At 40.7% G+C, this 15,756-nt stretch carries 13 protein-coding genes; 1 reads left to right on the top strand and 12 read right to left on the bottom strand.

Features of this window, described 5'->3' with window-relative positions:
• Positions 1-62: 62 nt before the first annotated feature.
• The 11 genes from N6H06_RS12345 to N6H06_RS12295 form a co-directional block, all read right to left on the bottom strand.
• Positions 63-1,361 (bottom strand): glycoside hydrolase family 1 protein, encoded by a 1,299-nt coding sequence (locus N6H06_RS12345; RefSeq protein WP_263706878.1) that lies wholly within the window; start codon positions 1,359-1,361, stop codon positions 63-65.
• Between the two features lie 66 nt (positions 1,362-1,427).
• A complete protein-coding gene (locus N6H06_RS12340; protein ID WP_263706876.1) occupies positions 1,428-4,088 on the bottom strand; it encodes a glycoside hydrolase family 2 TIM barrel-domain containing protein in 2,661 nt (886 codons plus the stop codon).
• Positions 4,089-4,434: 346 nt separating this feature from the next.
• Complete coding sequence (locus N6H06_RS12335) at positions 4,435-5,088, bottom strand: response regulator (protein WP_062748463.1); 654 nt, start codon at positions 5,086-5,088, stop codon at positions 4,435-4,437.
• Positions 5,089-5,321: 233 nt separating this feature from the next.
• Entirely contained in the window at positions 5,322-6,554 is a 1,233-nt protein-coding gene (locus tag N6H06_RS12330; RefSeq protein ID WP_213029183.1) for a cytochrome P450, read from the bottom strand.
• Positions 6,555-6,596: 42 nt separating this feature from the next.
• Complete coding sequence (locus N6H06_RS12325; RefSeq protein ID WP_062748467.1) at positions 6,597-6,836, bottom strand: ferredoxin; 240 nt, start codon at positions 6,834-6,836, stop codon at positions 6,597-6,599.
• 127 nt (positions 6,837-6,963) lie between these two features.
• Positions 6,964-7,722, bottom strand: coding sequence for an SDR family NAD(P)-dependent oxidoreductase (locus tag N6H06_RS12320; RefSeq protein ID WP_062748469.1), 759 nt, complete (start codon positions 7,720-7,722; stop codon positions 6,964-6,966).
• A gap of 118 nt (positions 7,723-7,840) precedes the next feature.
• A complete protein-coding gene (locus N6H06_RS12315) occupies positions 7,841-9,100 on the bottom strand; it encodes a cytochrome P450 family protein (protein WP_263706870.1) in 1,260 nt (419 codons plus the stop codon).
• Positions 9,101-9,225: 125 nt separating this feature from the next.
• The gene (locus N6H06_RS12310) at positions 9,226-10,239 is read right to left on the bottom strand and encodes an NAD(P)/FAD-dependent oxidoreductase (protein ID WP_213029181.1); all 1,014 of its coding nucleotides are present in this window, start codon (positions 10,237-10,239) and stop codon (positions 9,226-9,228) included.
• A 355-nt stretch (positions 10,240-10,594) separates the two neighbouring features.
• Positions 10,595-11,800: a sensor histidine kinase gene (locus N6H06_RS12305; protein ID WP_263706868.1), complete on the bottom strand. Its 1,206-nt coding sequence runs from the start codon at positions 11,798-11,800 to the stop codon at positions 10,595-10,597.
• Positions 11,801-12,064: 264 nt separating this feature from the next.
• A complete protein-coding gene (locus N6H06_RS12300; RefSeq protein ID WP_062748476.1) occupies positions 12,065-13,327 on the bottom strand; it encodes an AAA family ATPase in 1,263 nt (420 codons plus the stop codon).
• A gap of 106 nt (positions 13,328-13,433) precedes the next feature.
• Positions 13,434-14,102 carry a GntR family transcriptional regulator gene (locus N6H06_RS12295; protein WP_062748478.1) on the bottom strand — a complete coding sequence of 223 codons (669 nt, stop codon included), beginning with the start codon at positions 14,100-14,102 and terminating at the stop codon, positions 13,434-13,436.
• A 171-nt stretch (positions 14,103-14,273) separates the two neighbouring features.
• Here N6H06_RS12295 and N6H06_RS12290 point away from each other — a divergent pair, with 171 nt between their 5' ends.
• Positions 14,274-15,335 (top strand): tartrate dehydrogenase, encoded by a 1,062-nt coding sequence (locus N6H06_RS12290; protein WP_263706863.1) that lies wholly within the window; start codon positions 14,274-14,276, stop codon positions 15,333-15,335.
• A gap of 213 nt (positions 15,336-15,548) precedes the next feature.
• Here N6H06_RS12290 and N6H06_RS12285 read toward each other — a convergent pair whose 3' ends face one another.
• The gene (locus tag N6H06_RS12285) at positions 15,549-15,749 is read right to left on the bottom strand and encodes a hypothetical protein (RefSeq protein WP_062748482.1); all 201 of its coding nucleotides are present in this window, start codon (positions 15,747-15,749) and stop codon (positions 15,549-15,551) included.
• Positions 15,750-15,756: the final 7 nt, after the last annotated feature.

Genomic DNA, 15,756 nt, shown 5'->3' with positions numbered 1-15,756 from the left:
GTTTTTACATCTATTACCTCTACTTTTCGTAACAGCTATTGACCAAGTTTACGCATTGTTCTTTACTTACTATCTAAACCGTTTCTTTTTATCCCCCCTAAGAAAGATAAACTCTTCTTCGGATACCGTGTTTGTGTTTTTCGATCAACCGCGATTAAGCCAAATGTTTGTTCATAACCTAATTGCCACTCAAAATTATCCAAGAGGGACCAGTATGTATATCCAATAACCGGAATCCCTTCCTCTATACATTGGTAAACGCCAGTTAGCGCCCTTTCAATAAATTCGATTCTTTCGTGGTCGTCGGTCGTGGAAACCCCATTTTCTGTCACGACTATTGGCTTGTGCCAGTGTTCTGAAACAAACCGCAAAACATTGGCCAACGCTTCAGGGTAATACTCGTAACCCATTTTTGTTAATCTTGTATGCTCATCAGGTGAAACCACTCCGTTTGGACCGTGAACCTTTCTAGAGTAATTCTGAACTCCTAAAAAATCATCTTCCTGAATATAGGGCAAGTAATTCAGGAAGTCTTCATACTGTTCATTCTTTGCGTGTTCCTCTCCGCCAGGCAACGCCTGATGATCATAAAGGGAGAACGTTATACCGACCTTTATACTAGGGCGTAACTCTTTTATGACTTGTCTTGCTCTCTGGTGACACGTCATAATAATTTGTTCACCATTTTCCGATCTTGCCGTTAAAAATGTATGAATTTGCCTTGGGTCAACGGCAAAAGCTTCTCCTAAAAATCGGTAGTAATTCTCCATTTTATGTTTCATGTCAACATTTAAGCCAACCTGGACCTCTCCATCTCCTAGTTTGTTCTCTGCTTTATTACGTTTCATCATTCTTTTCATAATCTTTTTAATTTGCTTCCCCATATTTGCTTCATTAATCGTACATATATAGGGAATAAGATCACCCAATTCAGAAATTATGAAACGACAATAGTTCTCGAAGTAATGAATGGTCTGTTCACTTTCCCAGCCGCCTTCAGAGATAAGCCATTTAGGGGAGGAAAAGTGATGCAAAGTCACAATCGGCGTTATTTGTTGTTGATGGCAGAAGCGAAGGACTTCTTTATAATGCTCGACTTCTTTTTCATCAAAAAAACCTTTTTCCGGTTCAATTCGCGCCCATTCTATAGAAAACCTGTAAGCATTGCCTCCTGCTTCTGCTAACAACAAAATGTCCTCTTTAAATTTTCGATAATGATTAACGGCGTCTAATGAAGGCTCTTTATAAAGGGAATCGGGAGCATGCTCCATGACCCAAAAATCACTGTTTTTATTATTGCCTTCAACTTGGTGTGCAGCTGTGGCAGCACCGATCATAAAATCGCTTGGGAATGTCTTCATTATGAACCCTCTCTTGTAAAACGACCTCTAACATGTAGTTAGAGGTAGCCTTTATGTTTTGTCGAATTACTGTATTTGCTTAAACTCGTTTTCAATCTTTTTGAGGATGCCCTTTGGAAGCATCGTTTCCGGCGCAAATGCAATCAATTGGTTAAAACTCAGGTCTTTGGCTCGCTTAAGCATTGGGTTATTTATCAATTCAGGCAAATGCCTTTGAAACACTTCTCTTGTTGGAGGGGCCTCTAATAATTCCTCAATAGTCATGTCAAAACTATAGAACAACTGCTGCTTTTCCGGATTAAATTCTTTATAATCTGTTTCCCCTTTCCTGCAAGTAACCGTTACATAAGCCTCTGTTAGCCCTTCTCCTGAAGCTGTAACTGTAAAGGAACCATCCACACCTGTACTCCTTACAATGGCAAGTGCCCTACCTTTGTACAGCTTTCTTTCATTGCCTGTAAATAACTCTGTCGATAAAGGATCAGCAGAACCTAAGGCGATTAGCTCTCCTTCCCCTTCCACATGAATTTTCACGTTATTGTCTGCATATGGAACGACTCTCCCTGCTTCATCGATTGCGGAAATCGATAGATACGCCAAATCACCATAATTGGACTTCATTTGTGTTCGATCTGTTTCTAGCTGAAGACTAGTTGGAGTGTTTGTTGTTTCTAATTGATCTCTCCCAGCTTCTTTACCTTTTATGTACGCAACCACTTCTAACGTACCTGGCTCATAAACAATCTCAAAAGAAGTTTTGTATTCTTTCCTCCAACCGGACTGTTTTTTCCCATAGGATCGCCCATTCACAAGTAACTCCACTTCTTCTGCACCTGAATAGACATCCACTCTTGTCTTTTGATTCTCACATTCTAAAAAGGTATAGCTTCGTTCAACAGGCTCCCAGCCCCAAGGTTTAAAATAAATCTTTTCACCATATAGCTTTGGTGGCAGCACAGTGAGATATGGTTGCTTCCTCACTCCCCATACAATATCCCGATAGTAAGATTGAGGGCGTTTCTCCCCACATACATCAATATCTCCCGCATGGGCGTAAAACCATGGAAACTCTCCTCCAGCTGCCATACTAGGACTCCCAACATTCACTCTCCCAAGCCCAGCTTCTCCTAAATAGTCTATGGCCGTCCATACAAAATCTCCAATAACGTTCGAATTGTTAATTGTTTCTTCCCAATTTTCGAATAAGTTTTGCGGATAAGTTTCTGATCCATATATAACCCGATTTGGAAATCTTCCAGCGTCATATTTATACCGTTTCACTTTATAGTTATAACCTGCAGTATCTAATGGTTCGAAGTACTTTTCCGTGACTTCACCCCATACATCGTTGTCAGGATCGACGTTGTTTCCTAGCATATTCAAGATGACATTGCCATCCACTACGGTTGTCATACTTGCATACTCTGACATCAGTGAGCAAGCTGAAGCTGTAACCGCTCTGCTTGAGTCTAATTCTTTTATTTTGTCAGCCAAGCGTTTACTCCAAACATAACCATCAGAAGAGCCGTTCCTCTCTTCAACTTCATTTCCAATTGACCACATAATGATAGAAGGATGATTAAAATCACGCTTCACAAATGTCTCTAAATCTTCTTCCCAATACTTTTCAAAAAACAGATGATAATCAAAACTTTTTCTGCCTGCAACCCATGCATCAAATGCTTCATTAATAACCAGCATTCCTAATCGATCGCAGGCATCTAATAAAGCCGGTGCATGAGGGTTATGTGCCAACCTTATTGCATTAAAACCAGACGCCTTTAATAGCTCTACTTTCCGTTCTTCAGACCGGTCGTAGCTGGCACTGCCTAAAGGCCCGTGATCATGGTGAATACAACCACCTTTCAGCTTCAATTTTGCCCCATTTAATTTAAAGCCTTCCTGAGCATCAAAAGAGAGCTCACGAATGCCAGTAAAAGTTGAATGACTCTCATCCTCCATTCCATTACGGATAATGCGAATCTTAATATAATATAAGTAGGGATTGTCAAGTTCCCAAGGTTGGAAGGGGGATAAAGCGAGATTACTCGTTACTTGTTGCTCCGCCGTTTTTTCCAAGGTAATCTCTTGCTCATCCTTCCATACTACTTCTTCATCCGAAGACAAAACTTCAATCTTATAAATCACCTTTTCACGGGACTCCAACTTATTTGTGATAACCGTCTGTACTTGGAGCTTGGCTACACTGTCTTTTATCGACTTTGTGACCGCTTGACAGTTCCATGGTTTAATATGAATTTGCTCACCAACATGAAGCCAAACATGCCGGTATATTCCAGTGCCTGCATACCATCTAGAGCTAGGCTTCTGGCTATTCTCCACATGGACAAGAAGGATATTTTTTTCTCCTATCGTAATGTGCTCTGTTATATCTACTAAAAAACTCGTATACCCATTCACGTGCTTAGCGACTACATCATTATTCACATAAACGGTGGAAATTCCCATAACTCCTTCAAATTCCAGAACAAGCGTTTTATTCTCCCATTCTTTGTCTATAATTAGTTCTTTCTTATAATACAGACTTGCCCCTTCTGTAAAACCTTCTTCATAACCAGAAGGATGGTCCTGCTTTCGTTTCTTTTCAACTGCAATGTCATGGGGTAAATGTATAGCCTTCCAGTCACGGCTCATTTGAATTAATATTGAATTTCCTAATGTACTCTCTAAATAATGCCACTCTTTATTGAGTAACCATTTTTCCATACTAGCCCCCCTTTTTAATCAGCATTCATCACCATTCCTTTTATTAGAGACTTGCATCGGTCAAATACACTTGCCCATATATAAAAATAAAGAGACCCCTATTTTACACAAGTTAGCAAACTGTTCTCTAAGTCTTCCCTTTTTAAGATAACGCTTTCAAAATAATCATACACCTACCTGAACAGGTAAGTATGGTAATTTGTTTTTAATTTCTGTACTATACTCCTTTCTTCGGATAAATTTTACAAGGGAGAGTCACTAAATTACTGAACCCTATTTTACAACTGGCGTTACAGACCAGATAAATGAACAAGTGAACTGCATTTTATTTTCGTTTCCCGCTAAATTACAAGGTAATATACCCTCGTTTAATCGCAACAGAAACCGCCTCAGATCTGGAATCAACATTTAATTTATTGTAGATGTTCGTTAAATGCGCTTTTACTGTTCGTTCAGCAATTCCCATATCAAATGCAATTTCTTTATTACGATAACCTTTTGATACAGCTCTTATGATAAATAATTCTTTATCGGTTAATATGCACTGCTTATCGTTTGCATTTGTACATTCTGGCTCGCTTTTTTGTTTCCCATTTAAAATTTTCATCATAATTTCTGGTTTTATTAATGTATCTCCTCTTAGTGCAGACTCGATGGTACGGAATAAATCATCCCTACCTGTATCTTTCAGTAAATAGCCTTTTGCCCCTGATTGGATACCTTTGATCATTAATTCATCTTCGTTGTAAGTGGTAAGAATAATGACGGGGATATCGATTTGGTTTTGATTCAGATATTGAATCGTTTCTAGCCCGCTCATAACAGGCATATTTAAATCGAGGAGAATAACATCTACTTTATGATTCTCAAGAAACTCAATTGCTTCTTGGCCATTCCCTGCCTCACCAATTACTTTATAAGATTCATTTGTTTCTAAAATGAGCTTAAGCCCTTCCCTTACAACCAAATGGTCATCCACAATCAAGATATTCCTTTTCACGTCGACTCACCTTCCTAACCAAATATATGTAATACAATGGTACCATTTCATTGCCCTTGATCCATAGCTTTACCCGTTATGAACGTGTAGTTCGAATGACCTCCACTCTGCCCTTATCATTACTCTTCCTACTAAAGAATACAAGCCCGCCATAGAACAGCAGAAAAAAAGATGACTACTGAATAGACAGTAAATCACCTTTTATAGTAGGACGATGGGTCGTCTGTCCTCCATTAAGAATATACGTTCATTGGCAAAAACAGTAACGATTGACCTGGCGCGGAGTCAGTTAGATTTTGTTCAAGATCAAATGATTCAACTGGCTCAATTCGCGTAAACGTTTGCAGAAATGCAGTTAAGGCAATGTTTAATTCTAATCTTGCAAGGGGTGCTCCTAGACAAAAATGTGGTCCGTTGCCAAATGTGAGATGTTTTTTATTGTTTGGTCGGTGTATATTAAATTCAAACGGGTTTTCAAACATGTCTTCATCCATATTCGCTGCACTCATCCACGCAATTACGACATCCCCTTTTTTCAACTCAACCCCTAAAAGATTGTTGTCCTTTTTTACGAAACGCTCTCTTTTCGATACATGAAATCGATAACGAAGCATTTCTTCCACAGCCTTAGGAACAAGATCCAAATCGTTTCGTAATTGTTCGTATAAGGCTGTTTCTTCATACAATAAGGAATAAAACATACTTGAAATCATATGGCCTGTTGTTTCAATTCCAGCTCCTAGCAAAAGCATCGTCGTTCGGACGATTTCATCATCTGAAAATGTTTCACCATCCACTTCCACTTTTATTAAATCGGAAATAATGTCATTCGATGGATTGTCGTGCTTTTGAACGACAAGAGGATAAAGGTATTGGAAATATTCTTTTGCAGCTGTCCGCTTTTTTTCATCTATTTCCTTTTCTTCTCCTTTTGTATAAGGCTGAAATAGGACATCCACCCACTTTTTATACATAAGGCAATCCTTTGAGGGGACTCCGATTAAATCAGCCATTACCATTGTCGGAAAGAGGGCAGAAAATTCTTGAACAATATCGACTGTAGGTTTTCCCTTCATATCCTTTACAAGTTTATTGGCAATTTGCCGAATTCGCGGTTCCCAGTTTTTTAAAGTACGAGGGGTAAATGCCGCCGATAATAGAGAACGGGCTTTTTGATGTTTAGGTGGATCAATGCCCGCAATATTTATTTTTTCGGGAATCTCGCCTTCTTTGTTATTTGCCCCTACAGCTATTGTTGATCGCTCTCCTTCACTCGAGAAATATTCATGTTTGCTTAAAACCTGTTTGACATCTTTATACGTAAACACATTCCATGTATCTGTTCCTGAATGGTAATAAAGAGGGTCGTTGATTAGCATGTTTTTGTACCAGGTGATAGGAAAAAACGCTTCGGCTCTAGATTGAAAGTTTGTTATTTCTTGTAAATCTATGATTTCCTTCTTCATCCTCTCTCCCTCCTTGAATGTTTCCTCTTCCTTATTCGTATGTCATTTATCACGTTTAAAAGGCTGGTCTGATACGCGGACGGAATCAGTTGGGCACTCTTCGAGAGCATCATCCATCTCATCCCACCATTCCTCCGGTACTTTACATGTACCTTGATTATTATCTAGTTTGACAAATGCAAAGCCTTCATCATTCAAATCATAGATATTAGGCGCAGCTGCTTCACAAGCACCGCAAGCAATACATGTATCTTGATTTATCAACGTATACTTTGCCGCCATATGAACCTCCAACTATTTTGTTGTTTTTTAAACCCAATGATTATTCACAGATATTTAGCTGAGAAAGCCCTTGCTATTGGGCGTGAAATGAATTTAAGCAAGAACCAATCAGGAATGAACGATAAACTTAATGAGAGCTCCAACCGCCATCTACAATTAACTCTTCACCTGTGATAAATTTCGACTCGTCAGAAGCTAAATATAAGTAAGCATAGGCAATATCGTTTCCTTCCCCTGCATGTGGAGGCAATGGAATCTTATTCGTAAATGCTTGACCAAGTTGTTCTTGAGAAGTGACACCATGTTTTTTAGCTGCACCTGTAAAAATCGCTCCTGGATAGACAGAATTGACACGAATATGGTCTTTAGCGAAATTGAATGCTGCATGCTTTGTCAAAGAGCGAACGCCCCCTTTAGCTGCACTGTATGCGGCAGCGCCATTGTCGCAGCCCCCCACTATTGCTGATAAAGAAACGCAGTTCACAATTGAACCTTTATTATTTTTCTGCATATAAGGGATGGCCGTTTTCATGCCTAACCATACAGACGTCAGATTTAGTGATATGGCTTTATTCCAGCCATCCAGATCCTCTTCTAGCAACCCTTTATGAAATGAGACACCGGCATTGTTAATTAATATATCGATTTTTCCAAAAGACTGATGTGCCTGTTCACATACTTGCTTCCACTGCTCCTCTGAAGTTACATCTAACTCTAGTGCAAGCATGTCTTCCTGTTGATTGGAAAATTCCTCTTTTAATGTTGCAGCTGCAATGTCCGTAGCAACAACTTTTGCTCCCTCTTTTGCAAATAACGTTGCCGCAGCCAAGCCCATGCCGCTAGCTGCACCTGTAATAACCGCTACTTTGTTGTCTAACCGTCCCATGTAAATCCCCCTTTATGTTTAAAGTATTAGAGGCATTCAGGTTTCTTCACCTGATTGCCCTCTTATACTCAACTAGCAAGCAAAATTGATTCGACATTCGTCCAACAATAAAAAATGCTTAAAAAGAAACAGGAAGGGAAGATAGGCTTTGAGCAGCTAGCTTAAATTTCCAGCTTACATTTTCCCTTGGAATGCTAAGTCGCAGGTTTGGCATGCGCTTTAGTAGCGTCGTAAACGCAATATCTCCTTCCACACGTGCAAGTGGTGCACCTAAACACATATGAATCCCTTGCCCAAATGCGAGATGACGTTTGATTTTCCGCGTGATATCCAATTCCTCTGAGTGTGAAAAATAATTTTCGTCGCGATTCGCTGATTTCAATATCGGAAAAATCATATCGCCTTTCTTGATCAGTTGCCCACCAAGCTCAAGATCCTTTAAAGCATAACGTGGGCCAGCGGTTGTAGAGGGACCATTAAAACGCAACAATTCTTCAACAGCAGATGGGATTAAACGAAGGTCCGCTTTCAGCATTTCCAGTTGTTCTGGGTGATCGAGCAACATTAACGTACCGATAGATATCAATGTTGAAGTCGTTTCATGCCCTGCAAAAATTAATAACTGAATCATTGAAATGAGTTCTGTCTCGTCCAGCCGATCCCCTTGCTCTTCAATGGAAATCAATTGGCTGATTAAATCATCAGAAGGCTGCTCGCGTTTATGTGCGATAAGCTGCTTAATGTAGTCACTGAAATCTTTCAGGCTTTCTGCCGTCTTTGGGTCAGCCGTTCCCACTCCAAGACCATCTGCGACCCCATCAGACCACTCGTGTATTTTTCCGTGGTCTGTTTTTGGTACACCAATCATGTCAGATATCACATTGATTGGTAAGGGATTGGCGTAATCTTTAACAAGATCCATTTCTCCTTGGTCTTGAACCTGGTCAAGCAATTCATTCGCTAATTTTTGGACCCGTGGGCGTAAGCTTTCCATGTATCTCGGAGTGAACGCTTTGGCAACTAATGTCCGCAGCCGCCTATGATCAGGCTCGTCAATGGCGTTCAAGGAATTCGATAGAAACAGATCAGAGCCAGACGTCTTTGTGTTACCTGTTAAAGAGTCTTTAATGTTACTGTCCTTATCAATCGACTTAGGGTCCACGCAAAAATGCTCTTGATCTTTTAGTACCTTCAACGCCTCTTCAAAATGGGTAACAGCCCATGCTTGATTTTCAGATTGCCCCATTGGAAATGGCAGTTGTACAATTGATCCTACTTCTCTCGTTTGCGCAAATACCGAAAACGGGTTCTCTTCGCTCTTTCCACTTAACACTTTTAATAATGCCTGTTCTGGTGCTCTTTGACCTGAATGTTCCATATACAAATCTCCCCTTTTTTGAAATGTAGTGGATATTTAGATCGATGTACGTTGTCCAATAAACGTCCCTTTTTCTTCGTTGTTCGCTCCATCCCCACTTATTTCTTTTTTACAAACATTCTTTCTCACACCACTGATTTATTTTTCTTATCCATTAAGCTAGTGCTGTGCAGCGGCTGGACTTTTGCCGACGGTTCAATGTAAACCTTTGCGTTGCTTACCGCTGTCGCTGCTTCTCCAAACCCTGTCGCAATCAGCTTTATTTTCCCCTCATATGTACAAATATCGCCTGCAGCATAAATTCCTTGCCTATTCGTTTCCTGTCTCGAATTTACAACGAGCGAGTTTTTCTCGATAGCAAGACCCCAATCTTTAATCGGTCCTAGCGACGAAACAAACCCATAACTAACGATCACGTCATCCGCCTCAACCTCGATTTCGCTATCTCCTTTCGCTTCCTTAAGAATGACTTTCTCTAAACCATCCTGACCTTCTAAACAAACCGGTACATAAGGTGTCAAAACGTCTACTCTAGATGTTTCAAGGAGAGCAACACTATGCTCATGGGCGCGGAAGGTATCTCTTCGGTGCACTAAAGTGACCTTTTCAGCAATTGATTCTAACATTAGGGACCAATCAACCGCAGAATCTCCCCCACCAAAAACAACTACTTTTTTATTCGTAAATTTGCTTAAATCATTGATAAAATAATGGACATTTGTGTTTTCTAGACTTTCCGGTACCTCAATAGGAAGTTTTCGTGGCTGAAACGCCCCGTTTCCTGCTGTTATAATGATTGATTTTGAAAGGTGTTTTCCTGTTTCGGTGTAAATGGTAAAAACATCATTCTCCTGTTCGATACGCTGAACCGATTGTCCAAGACACAACGCTGTTTCTTCTTTAAACAGGTTCATTTGTTCTTGTAAATTGTCAACCAATTCTTGAGCCTGTACTTTTGGAAATCCCGCAATATCATAAATGTATTTTTCAGGATACAACGCTGACAGTTGTCCACCAAGCTGTGGCAGGCTCTCAATGATCTTGACTGATGCTTGCCTCATCCCCGCATAAAAAGCGGCAAACATCCCAACTGGCCCGCCTCCAATTATAGTCATATCAAACACTTCATCATTCAGCATATTAACCACCCCTATTATCACGAAAATTGGATAAACACCTTGATATTTCTAAAGAAAGACTTTTCTATAACGAAAAATATACAACAATGAACCAATAAAAAAATCGTACAGTTGGGTAAGGACCAACTGCACGATTGGGTATGAATGCTTTGTGTACAGAATGACGTTCTGAAACACTTCTTTTGTTGAAATATCCATCTTTTTTACCAATTTCTTTCAATATATCACCTTTCTCCTCCCTGAGATCTAGTTACATTTTCTCCCTGTCTACAAATTGGCTAGTTTGTTTGCACCACTCAAAGGGCATCAACCTTATGGACGTTTGGGCAAAAATCAAACTTGAGCAATTTTTCATTTATTTGCCTGTACAAGTTAGAGGAATGCTCATACAGATTCTTGTGCCATTTCCTTTTTCACTTTTAATATCCACTTCCCCATTTAATATGCGAACACGTTCAGCCACGCCAATCAGCCCATAATGGCCAACTTGCTTCCCTATTTTGTTTGTATTAAAACCAATGCCGTCGTCTTGGATTGAAACAACAAGCCTCTCTTTTTCAGACCAAATCGAAATACTTACGCTAGAAGCCTGTGCATGCTTAGCTATATTCATTAGACACTCGCCAATCATATAGATGCAATGTTGTTTAATCAAACTTGTTAAAGGAGGCAACGTCTCAAAAGATCGATTGACCTCAATCGATGTTGCGTCTGTAAATTTTATAATTTCCTTTTCCACCTCATGAACAAAATCGACTTCATCTATGGAATCAGCTCTTAAATCATCAATCGCTTCCCTGGCCTCCTTTAGTGCCGTTCGCGCTTGATACATCGATTCTTGGACAATTTCTTTTGCACGCTGATTATTTTTGTTCTGAAGATGGATATCAACTGCTTCTAATTTCATGATAAGCCCAGCAAGCCCTTGAGCTAATGTATCATGCAAATCTCTGGCAATTCGTTTTCGCTCACTTGCGATCGTAAGCTCTTTAATTTTTTGATTGGCTAACTGCAACTCATATAAATAATATTGCATCCGTCTCCACGCGTTCGCTTGCCTTACGTATAGAATTGAATAAAACACAGCGATAGCGATAATAAAAAATAAAATAGGAATAAAAAAGGGCAGTTCTTGAATGCCATAATTAATACTAATTGCGTAAGAATAAGGCAAGTATAACAGCACTACAATAAAAATCACTTTGAGAGAATGGTTGAATATATGAATGCTTTGAGCAATTAATATTGGTAATAGACCGAGTAACACGGCTGGTGACCCATGTGGCATAATGAATGCTGACACAAATATGATGCTACACTGTAGGAAAAAATAGAGCCACGTATAGCGATGTTTAAACAACCCAGAAAAAATATGCAACGTTAAATATAGGAGCATGAAAACTGTAAAAAAAATAGCTTGTGCGTATATCATCTCTTCTAAAAACTGCAATACAATCGTCGCTACCCATACTAAAACAACCCAAAACAAGATGCGAAACCGATAGATTGGAAGGTTGTCAAAAATATGGTGGTCCTCTATATGTACATTTTCTTTTACCATGTTCCCCTCCATTTTCACTTGACCAGGCCTTCAATCAGAGTTCCTGCGAAATTATTCCCATTATACATGATTTTTTTTGTATAAATCCAAAGATGAGGGCTTAAATTTGCGGATGGTTATCAACGTGGCGGCTACGTTATTGTTAAAAAAGGGGAAATAGATATAGGAAGGAGCCATTCATCGCAGGAATTGATGAATCAGCTCCTAATAGAAATGGAGTTAAACCCATTATGTTTCACACTCGTTTGTTCTTCATGCCTTCTTCTAGTGAAAGCCTAGTTCGTCGCCGCCTTCCCACCACTTGCCGGTTTTGCTTTTCTTCTGTTCTTTTTTCATCGATTTGATCAGTTTGTTCATATCTACTTTGCCAGCAGTATGCTGTTCCATTGCCGCCGCTATAAACAATTCTTTGAGCTGTGCAAAAGAAAACCCTTCAGTTTCACGAACAATTTTGTCTAAATCTACTTCTCGGACGACAGATTGGAAATCAAGAATCTCTACATAATGATGACGTAACTCTTTATTAGGAAGAGGAATTTCATAGCCGCGGTCAAATCGGCCAGCACGATTGATCAAACCTGGATCAATTTCCTCAGGGTAGTTGGTTGTGCCAATTAAGAAAATCCCCTCTTTTGAAGTAGCGCCATCAAGAGTATTTAAGAAATAAGAACGAGCCTCTTCAGGCATAGAGTCAATGTCTTCAATCACTAATATCATCGGCGCAAGACGTGTCGCTGACTCAAACACTTGGCTGATCGATTCACTTGAAGTAAATTCGGTAATTTGCCAATAGGCGACAGGGGCATCAACCGTGCCAGCAATTGATTTAACGAGCGTTGTTTTGCCATTGCCAGGAGGGCCATAGAGCAAGATCCCCCGTTTATAAGGAATGTTAAACTTGGTAAAAAAAGACCGGTCTTCTGCGAAGAAATGATCCAACATCTGGTAAATCTCTTCCTTTACATCAGCCCGCAGAACAACCTCTTCCCGGGAAATAGCGCGCGTTACAGGTTGCTGTTCTTGAATAAACCCGTCCATCCCTTCTTTAAACACAAGCACTTCGTTACGACTTTTATGCCACAGCCGGTTCCGTAACGTTTGCAGGAAGTTCTCCATTTCTAAAGGGCTTGTCGCCAACACACACTGCATGTACATAATGCTTGTATCGTCAAAAACAGGAATACGGGCGAAAGCAATGCCCGCATTTGCATAGGCATAGACATTATTCTGGAGTGCCCGGTGCACCCGATAAACGGGTTCACGGGCTTCTTCATCATATTCGAACGTCTGTGTCTCCAGCTTATCGAAAATTTTGGCTACATGCTCCACTTCTGGATTTTCATTTTTGACGTCTTCTTCAAAAATCGTCCATAACTCAAAATGGGCATCATCCGTTTGATAAGGTTCATAAGTTTTGCCATAGGCGGCAAACAAAGCGTCTTGAATGCCTCCAATCAGCCTTGCATACCCGGGATAGCCTCTCACGTCGTTTTTCTGATCTGCACTTTGCTCATAAATGCACTTCATCTGCGTTTCTCCTTCTCCTTTTCTCTAAAAGAAGTTCCTGAAAAAGTAGCCTTCTTCCATATAAGTATAGCGTAACATTTGACCTAGGAGTATCTGTGCTTATTCATCAGCGATTTCCATCAATCCATGTTTTTAAATGTTCGAGATCGTGGGTAAGGTGTTTCACAATTAGTTCGATTGCTTTTTCTCGCTGGCGCTCTCGCAACGCTTCATAGATGCGACGATGTTCAGCCTCAATAACACTGGCACGGTTTTCTCCTTTCATATTAATGACTCGGCAATAGTAAATGAGCACATCTAAACTTTCCAACTGTTTTTTCAAATATGGGTTATAGCTGTATTTTGCCAACAACTGGTGAAACGTTTGGTTGCAGTCGATAATCGCTTCTTGTGGCTTATTTTCAGCAATCGCTTTTTCAGCTAGGGCAAGCTCTTCGCCAATATGGTCCAAATCAGCATCGCTGGCGTGTTCAATGCACATCTCCACGGCAAGGGACTCAAGCGCAATCCGTATTTTGTAAAGCTGTTCCGCATCCGTAGCAGTTAATTGGCACACGACAGAGCCTGTTTTTTCGTCAGGTTGTAACAAACCGTCTTTTTCGAGAAGCCGCATTGCTTCCCTAATCGGAGAGCGGCTTACACCTAGACGCTTCGCCAACTGCGTTTCGTTGATTTTTTCTCCAGGTGCCAATTCGCCACGGTAAATCATGTTTTTAAGATGGTTGTAGAATTGCAGAAAATAGGGAATCGGTTTTTCCAACTTCGTATTCGTCATGCTATCCCTCCGGCTGTCTTTCCTTAACAGTAACGGAACTTTTTTAGAAAATCAATTTAGGAAAAACCATTACTGCCCTTGCCACATCACCACTGCTGCTATATGATAAACATATCGGTCGACCGTCGACGGGTTTTATGTAAGCGCTATTTTTTATAGGAGAGTGATACGATGCAAACTTTTTCGATTGCCAGCATTCCTGGAGATGGCATTGGCAAGGAAGTAGTCCCACTGGCACAAGACGTCTTGCAAACTGTTTCCGACATCCATGGCGGTTTCCGCTTGTCCTTTACATCTTTTCCTTGGGGCTGCGACTACTACTTAGAGCATGGCAAAATGATGGCAGACGATGGTCTTGAACAGTTAAAATCCTATGATGCCCTCTTTCTTGGCGCTGTCGGCAATGCCAATCTCGTTCCCGACCATATTTCCTTATGGGGCCTATTAATTAAAATTAGGCGCGAATTCCAGCAAGAAATCAACGTCCGCCCTGCTAAAGTCATGGAAGGCATTCAGTCACCTCTGCACCATCCAGCTGATTTTGATTTGGTCGTTGTCCGTGAAAATAGTGAAGGAGAATATAGCTCCATTGGGGGGCGAATTTATCAAGAAGAGAATGAGCTAGCCATTCAAAATGCCGTTTTCTCGAAAAGAGCTGTTTCCCAAGCAGTTCGGTATGCTTTCCAACTCGCCAAAAAACGCAAAGGACACGTCACAAGTGCAACAAAGTCAAATGGCATCGTACATACCATGCCGTTTTGGGATGAAGTCTTTCATGAAGTAGCCAAAGATTATCCTGATGTCCGAACCGATTCCCAGCATATTGATGCATTAGCGGCTTTCTTTGTCACAGATCCTTCTCGCTTTGATGTCATTGTTGCTTCTAATTTATTCGGCGACATTCTAACGGATATCGGTGCAGCAATAATGGGCAGCATCGGCATTGCTCCAGCAGCAAACGTCAACATGAATGGCAAATATCCTTCGATGTTTGAACCTGTTCACGGGTCCGCTCCTGACATTGTTGGCAAGGGAATCGCTAATCCAATTGGCCAGATTTGGACTGCTAAACTAATGCTTGATCATTTAGGCTATGAGGAAGCGGGAACGCTTCTATTAGACGTCATCGAAGGAGTTATCAAGGATGGTTTTATCACCCCTGATGTCGGCGGCACATACAGTTCTAAAGCAGTGACGAACGAGATCATCGCCAGGCTCAAAAAAATAGGATGATCAACGATTCATTTGCTCTCCGATAGTGGCAAAAAACGCGCTTCCCGCCTTTTCGAGACAGGAAGCGCGCAATCGATACACCTCAAGAGCATTTGTCATACAGCCAGTCGCGCTTCTTATAAAGCGTTCCATTCGACAATAACAGCGCGTTCTCTGCTCACTTCTTTAAGGCTACTGGCCGCTTTTGATAGGATTGAATAGGAAGACTAGGTTTTACGGGAAGCGGACAAAGTTGATAGCGCTAACTGCGATGCTTACCTGGATGCTTGGGCCGTACCCATTCGACGTGATAATAACAACAATATTCGCTGTTACACTTAAGAGAATGCCTTCTAAAAGGTTGTTATCTGTTGCGATTTCAACCGTTTGGCCAATTCGGGTCGCCAACTCATCTGTAAATAAATTTTCAAACACGTTTATC

The sequence above is a fragment of the Shouchella tritolerans genome, from assembly GCF_025770735.1.
GTDB classification, from domain to species: domain Bacteria; phylum Bacillota; class Bacilli; order Bacillales; family Bacillaceae_D; genus Shouchella; species Shouchella tritolerans.
This window is presented reverse-complemented; position numbering and strand designations above follow the sequence as displayed.

Bases quoted from the DNA above. Each gene is read 5' to 3' on its own strand.
- N6H06_RS12345 (WP_263706878.1), bottom strand. From the start codon at position 1,361: ATGAAGACATTCCCAAGCGATTTTATGATCGGTGCTGCCACAGCTGCA.
- N6H06_RS12340 (WP_263706876.1), bottom strand. From the start codon at position 4,088: ATGGAAAAATGGTTACTCAATAAAGAGTGGCATTATTTAGAGAGTACA.
- N6H06_RS12330 (WP_213029183.1), bottom strand. From the start codon at position 6,554: ATGAAGAAGGAAATCATAGATTTACAAGAAATAACAAACTTTCAATCT.
- N6H06_RS12325 (WP_062748467.1), bottom strand. From the start codon at position 6,836: ATGGCGGCAAAGTATACGTTGATAAATCAAGATACATGTATTGCTTGC.
- N6H06_RS12320 (WP_062748469.1), bottom strand. From the start codon at position 7,722: ATGGGACGGTTAGACAACAAAGTAGCGGTTATTACAGGTGCAGCTAGC.
- N6H06_RS12315 (WP_263706870.1), bottom strand. From the start codon at position 9,100: ATGGAACATTCAGGTCAAAGAGCACCAGAACAGGCATTATTAAAAGTG.
- N6H06_RS12310 (WP_213029181.1), bottom strand. From the start codon at position 10,239: ATGCTGAATGATGAAGTGTTTGATATGACTATAATTGGAGGCGGGCCA.
- N6H06_RS12305 (WP_263706868.1), bottom strand. From the start codon at position 11,800: ATGGTAAAAGAAAATGTACATATAGAGGACCACCATATTTTTGACAAC.
- N6H06_RS12300 (WP_062748476.1), bottom strand. From the start codon at position 13,327: ATGAAGTGCATTTATGAGCAAAGTGCAGATCAGAAAAACGACGTGAGA.
- N6H06_RS12295 (WP_062748478.1), bottom strand. From the start codon at position 14,102: ATGACGAATACGAAGTTGGAAAAACCGATTCCCTATTTTCTGCAATTC.
- N6H06_RS12290 (WP_263706863.1), top strand. From the start codon at position 14,274: ATGCAAACTTTTTCGATTGCCAGCATTCCTGGAGATGGCATTGGCAAG.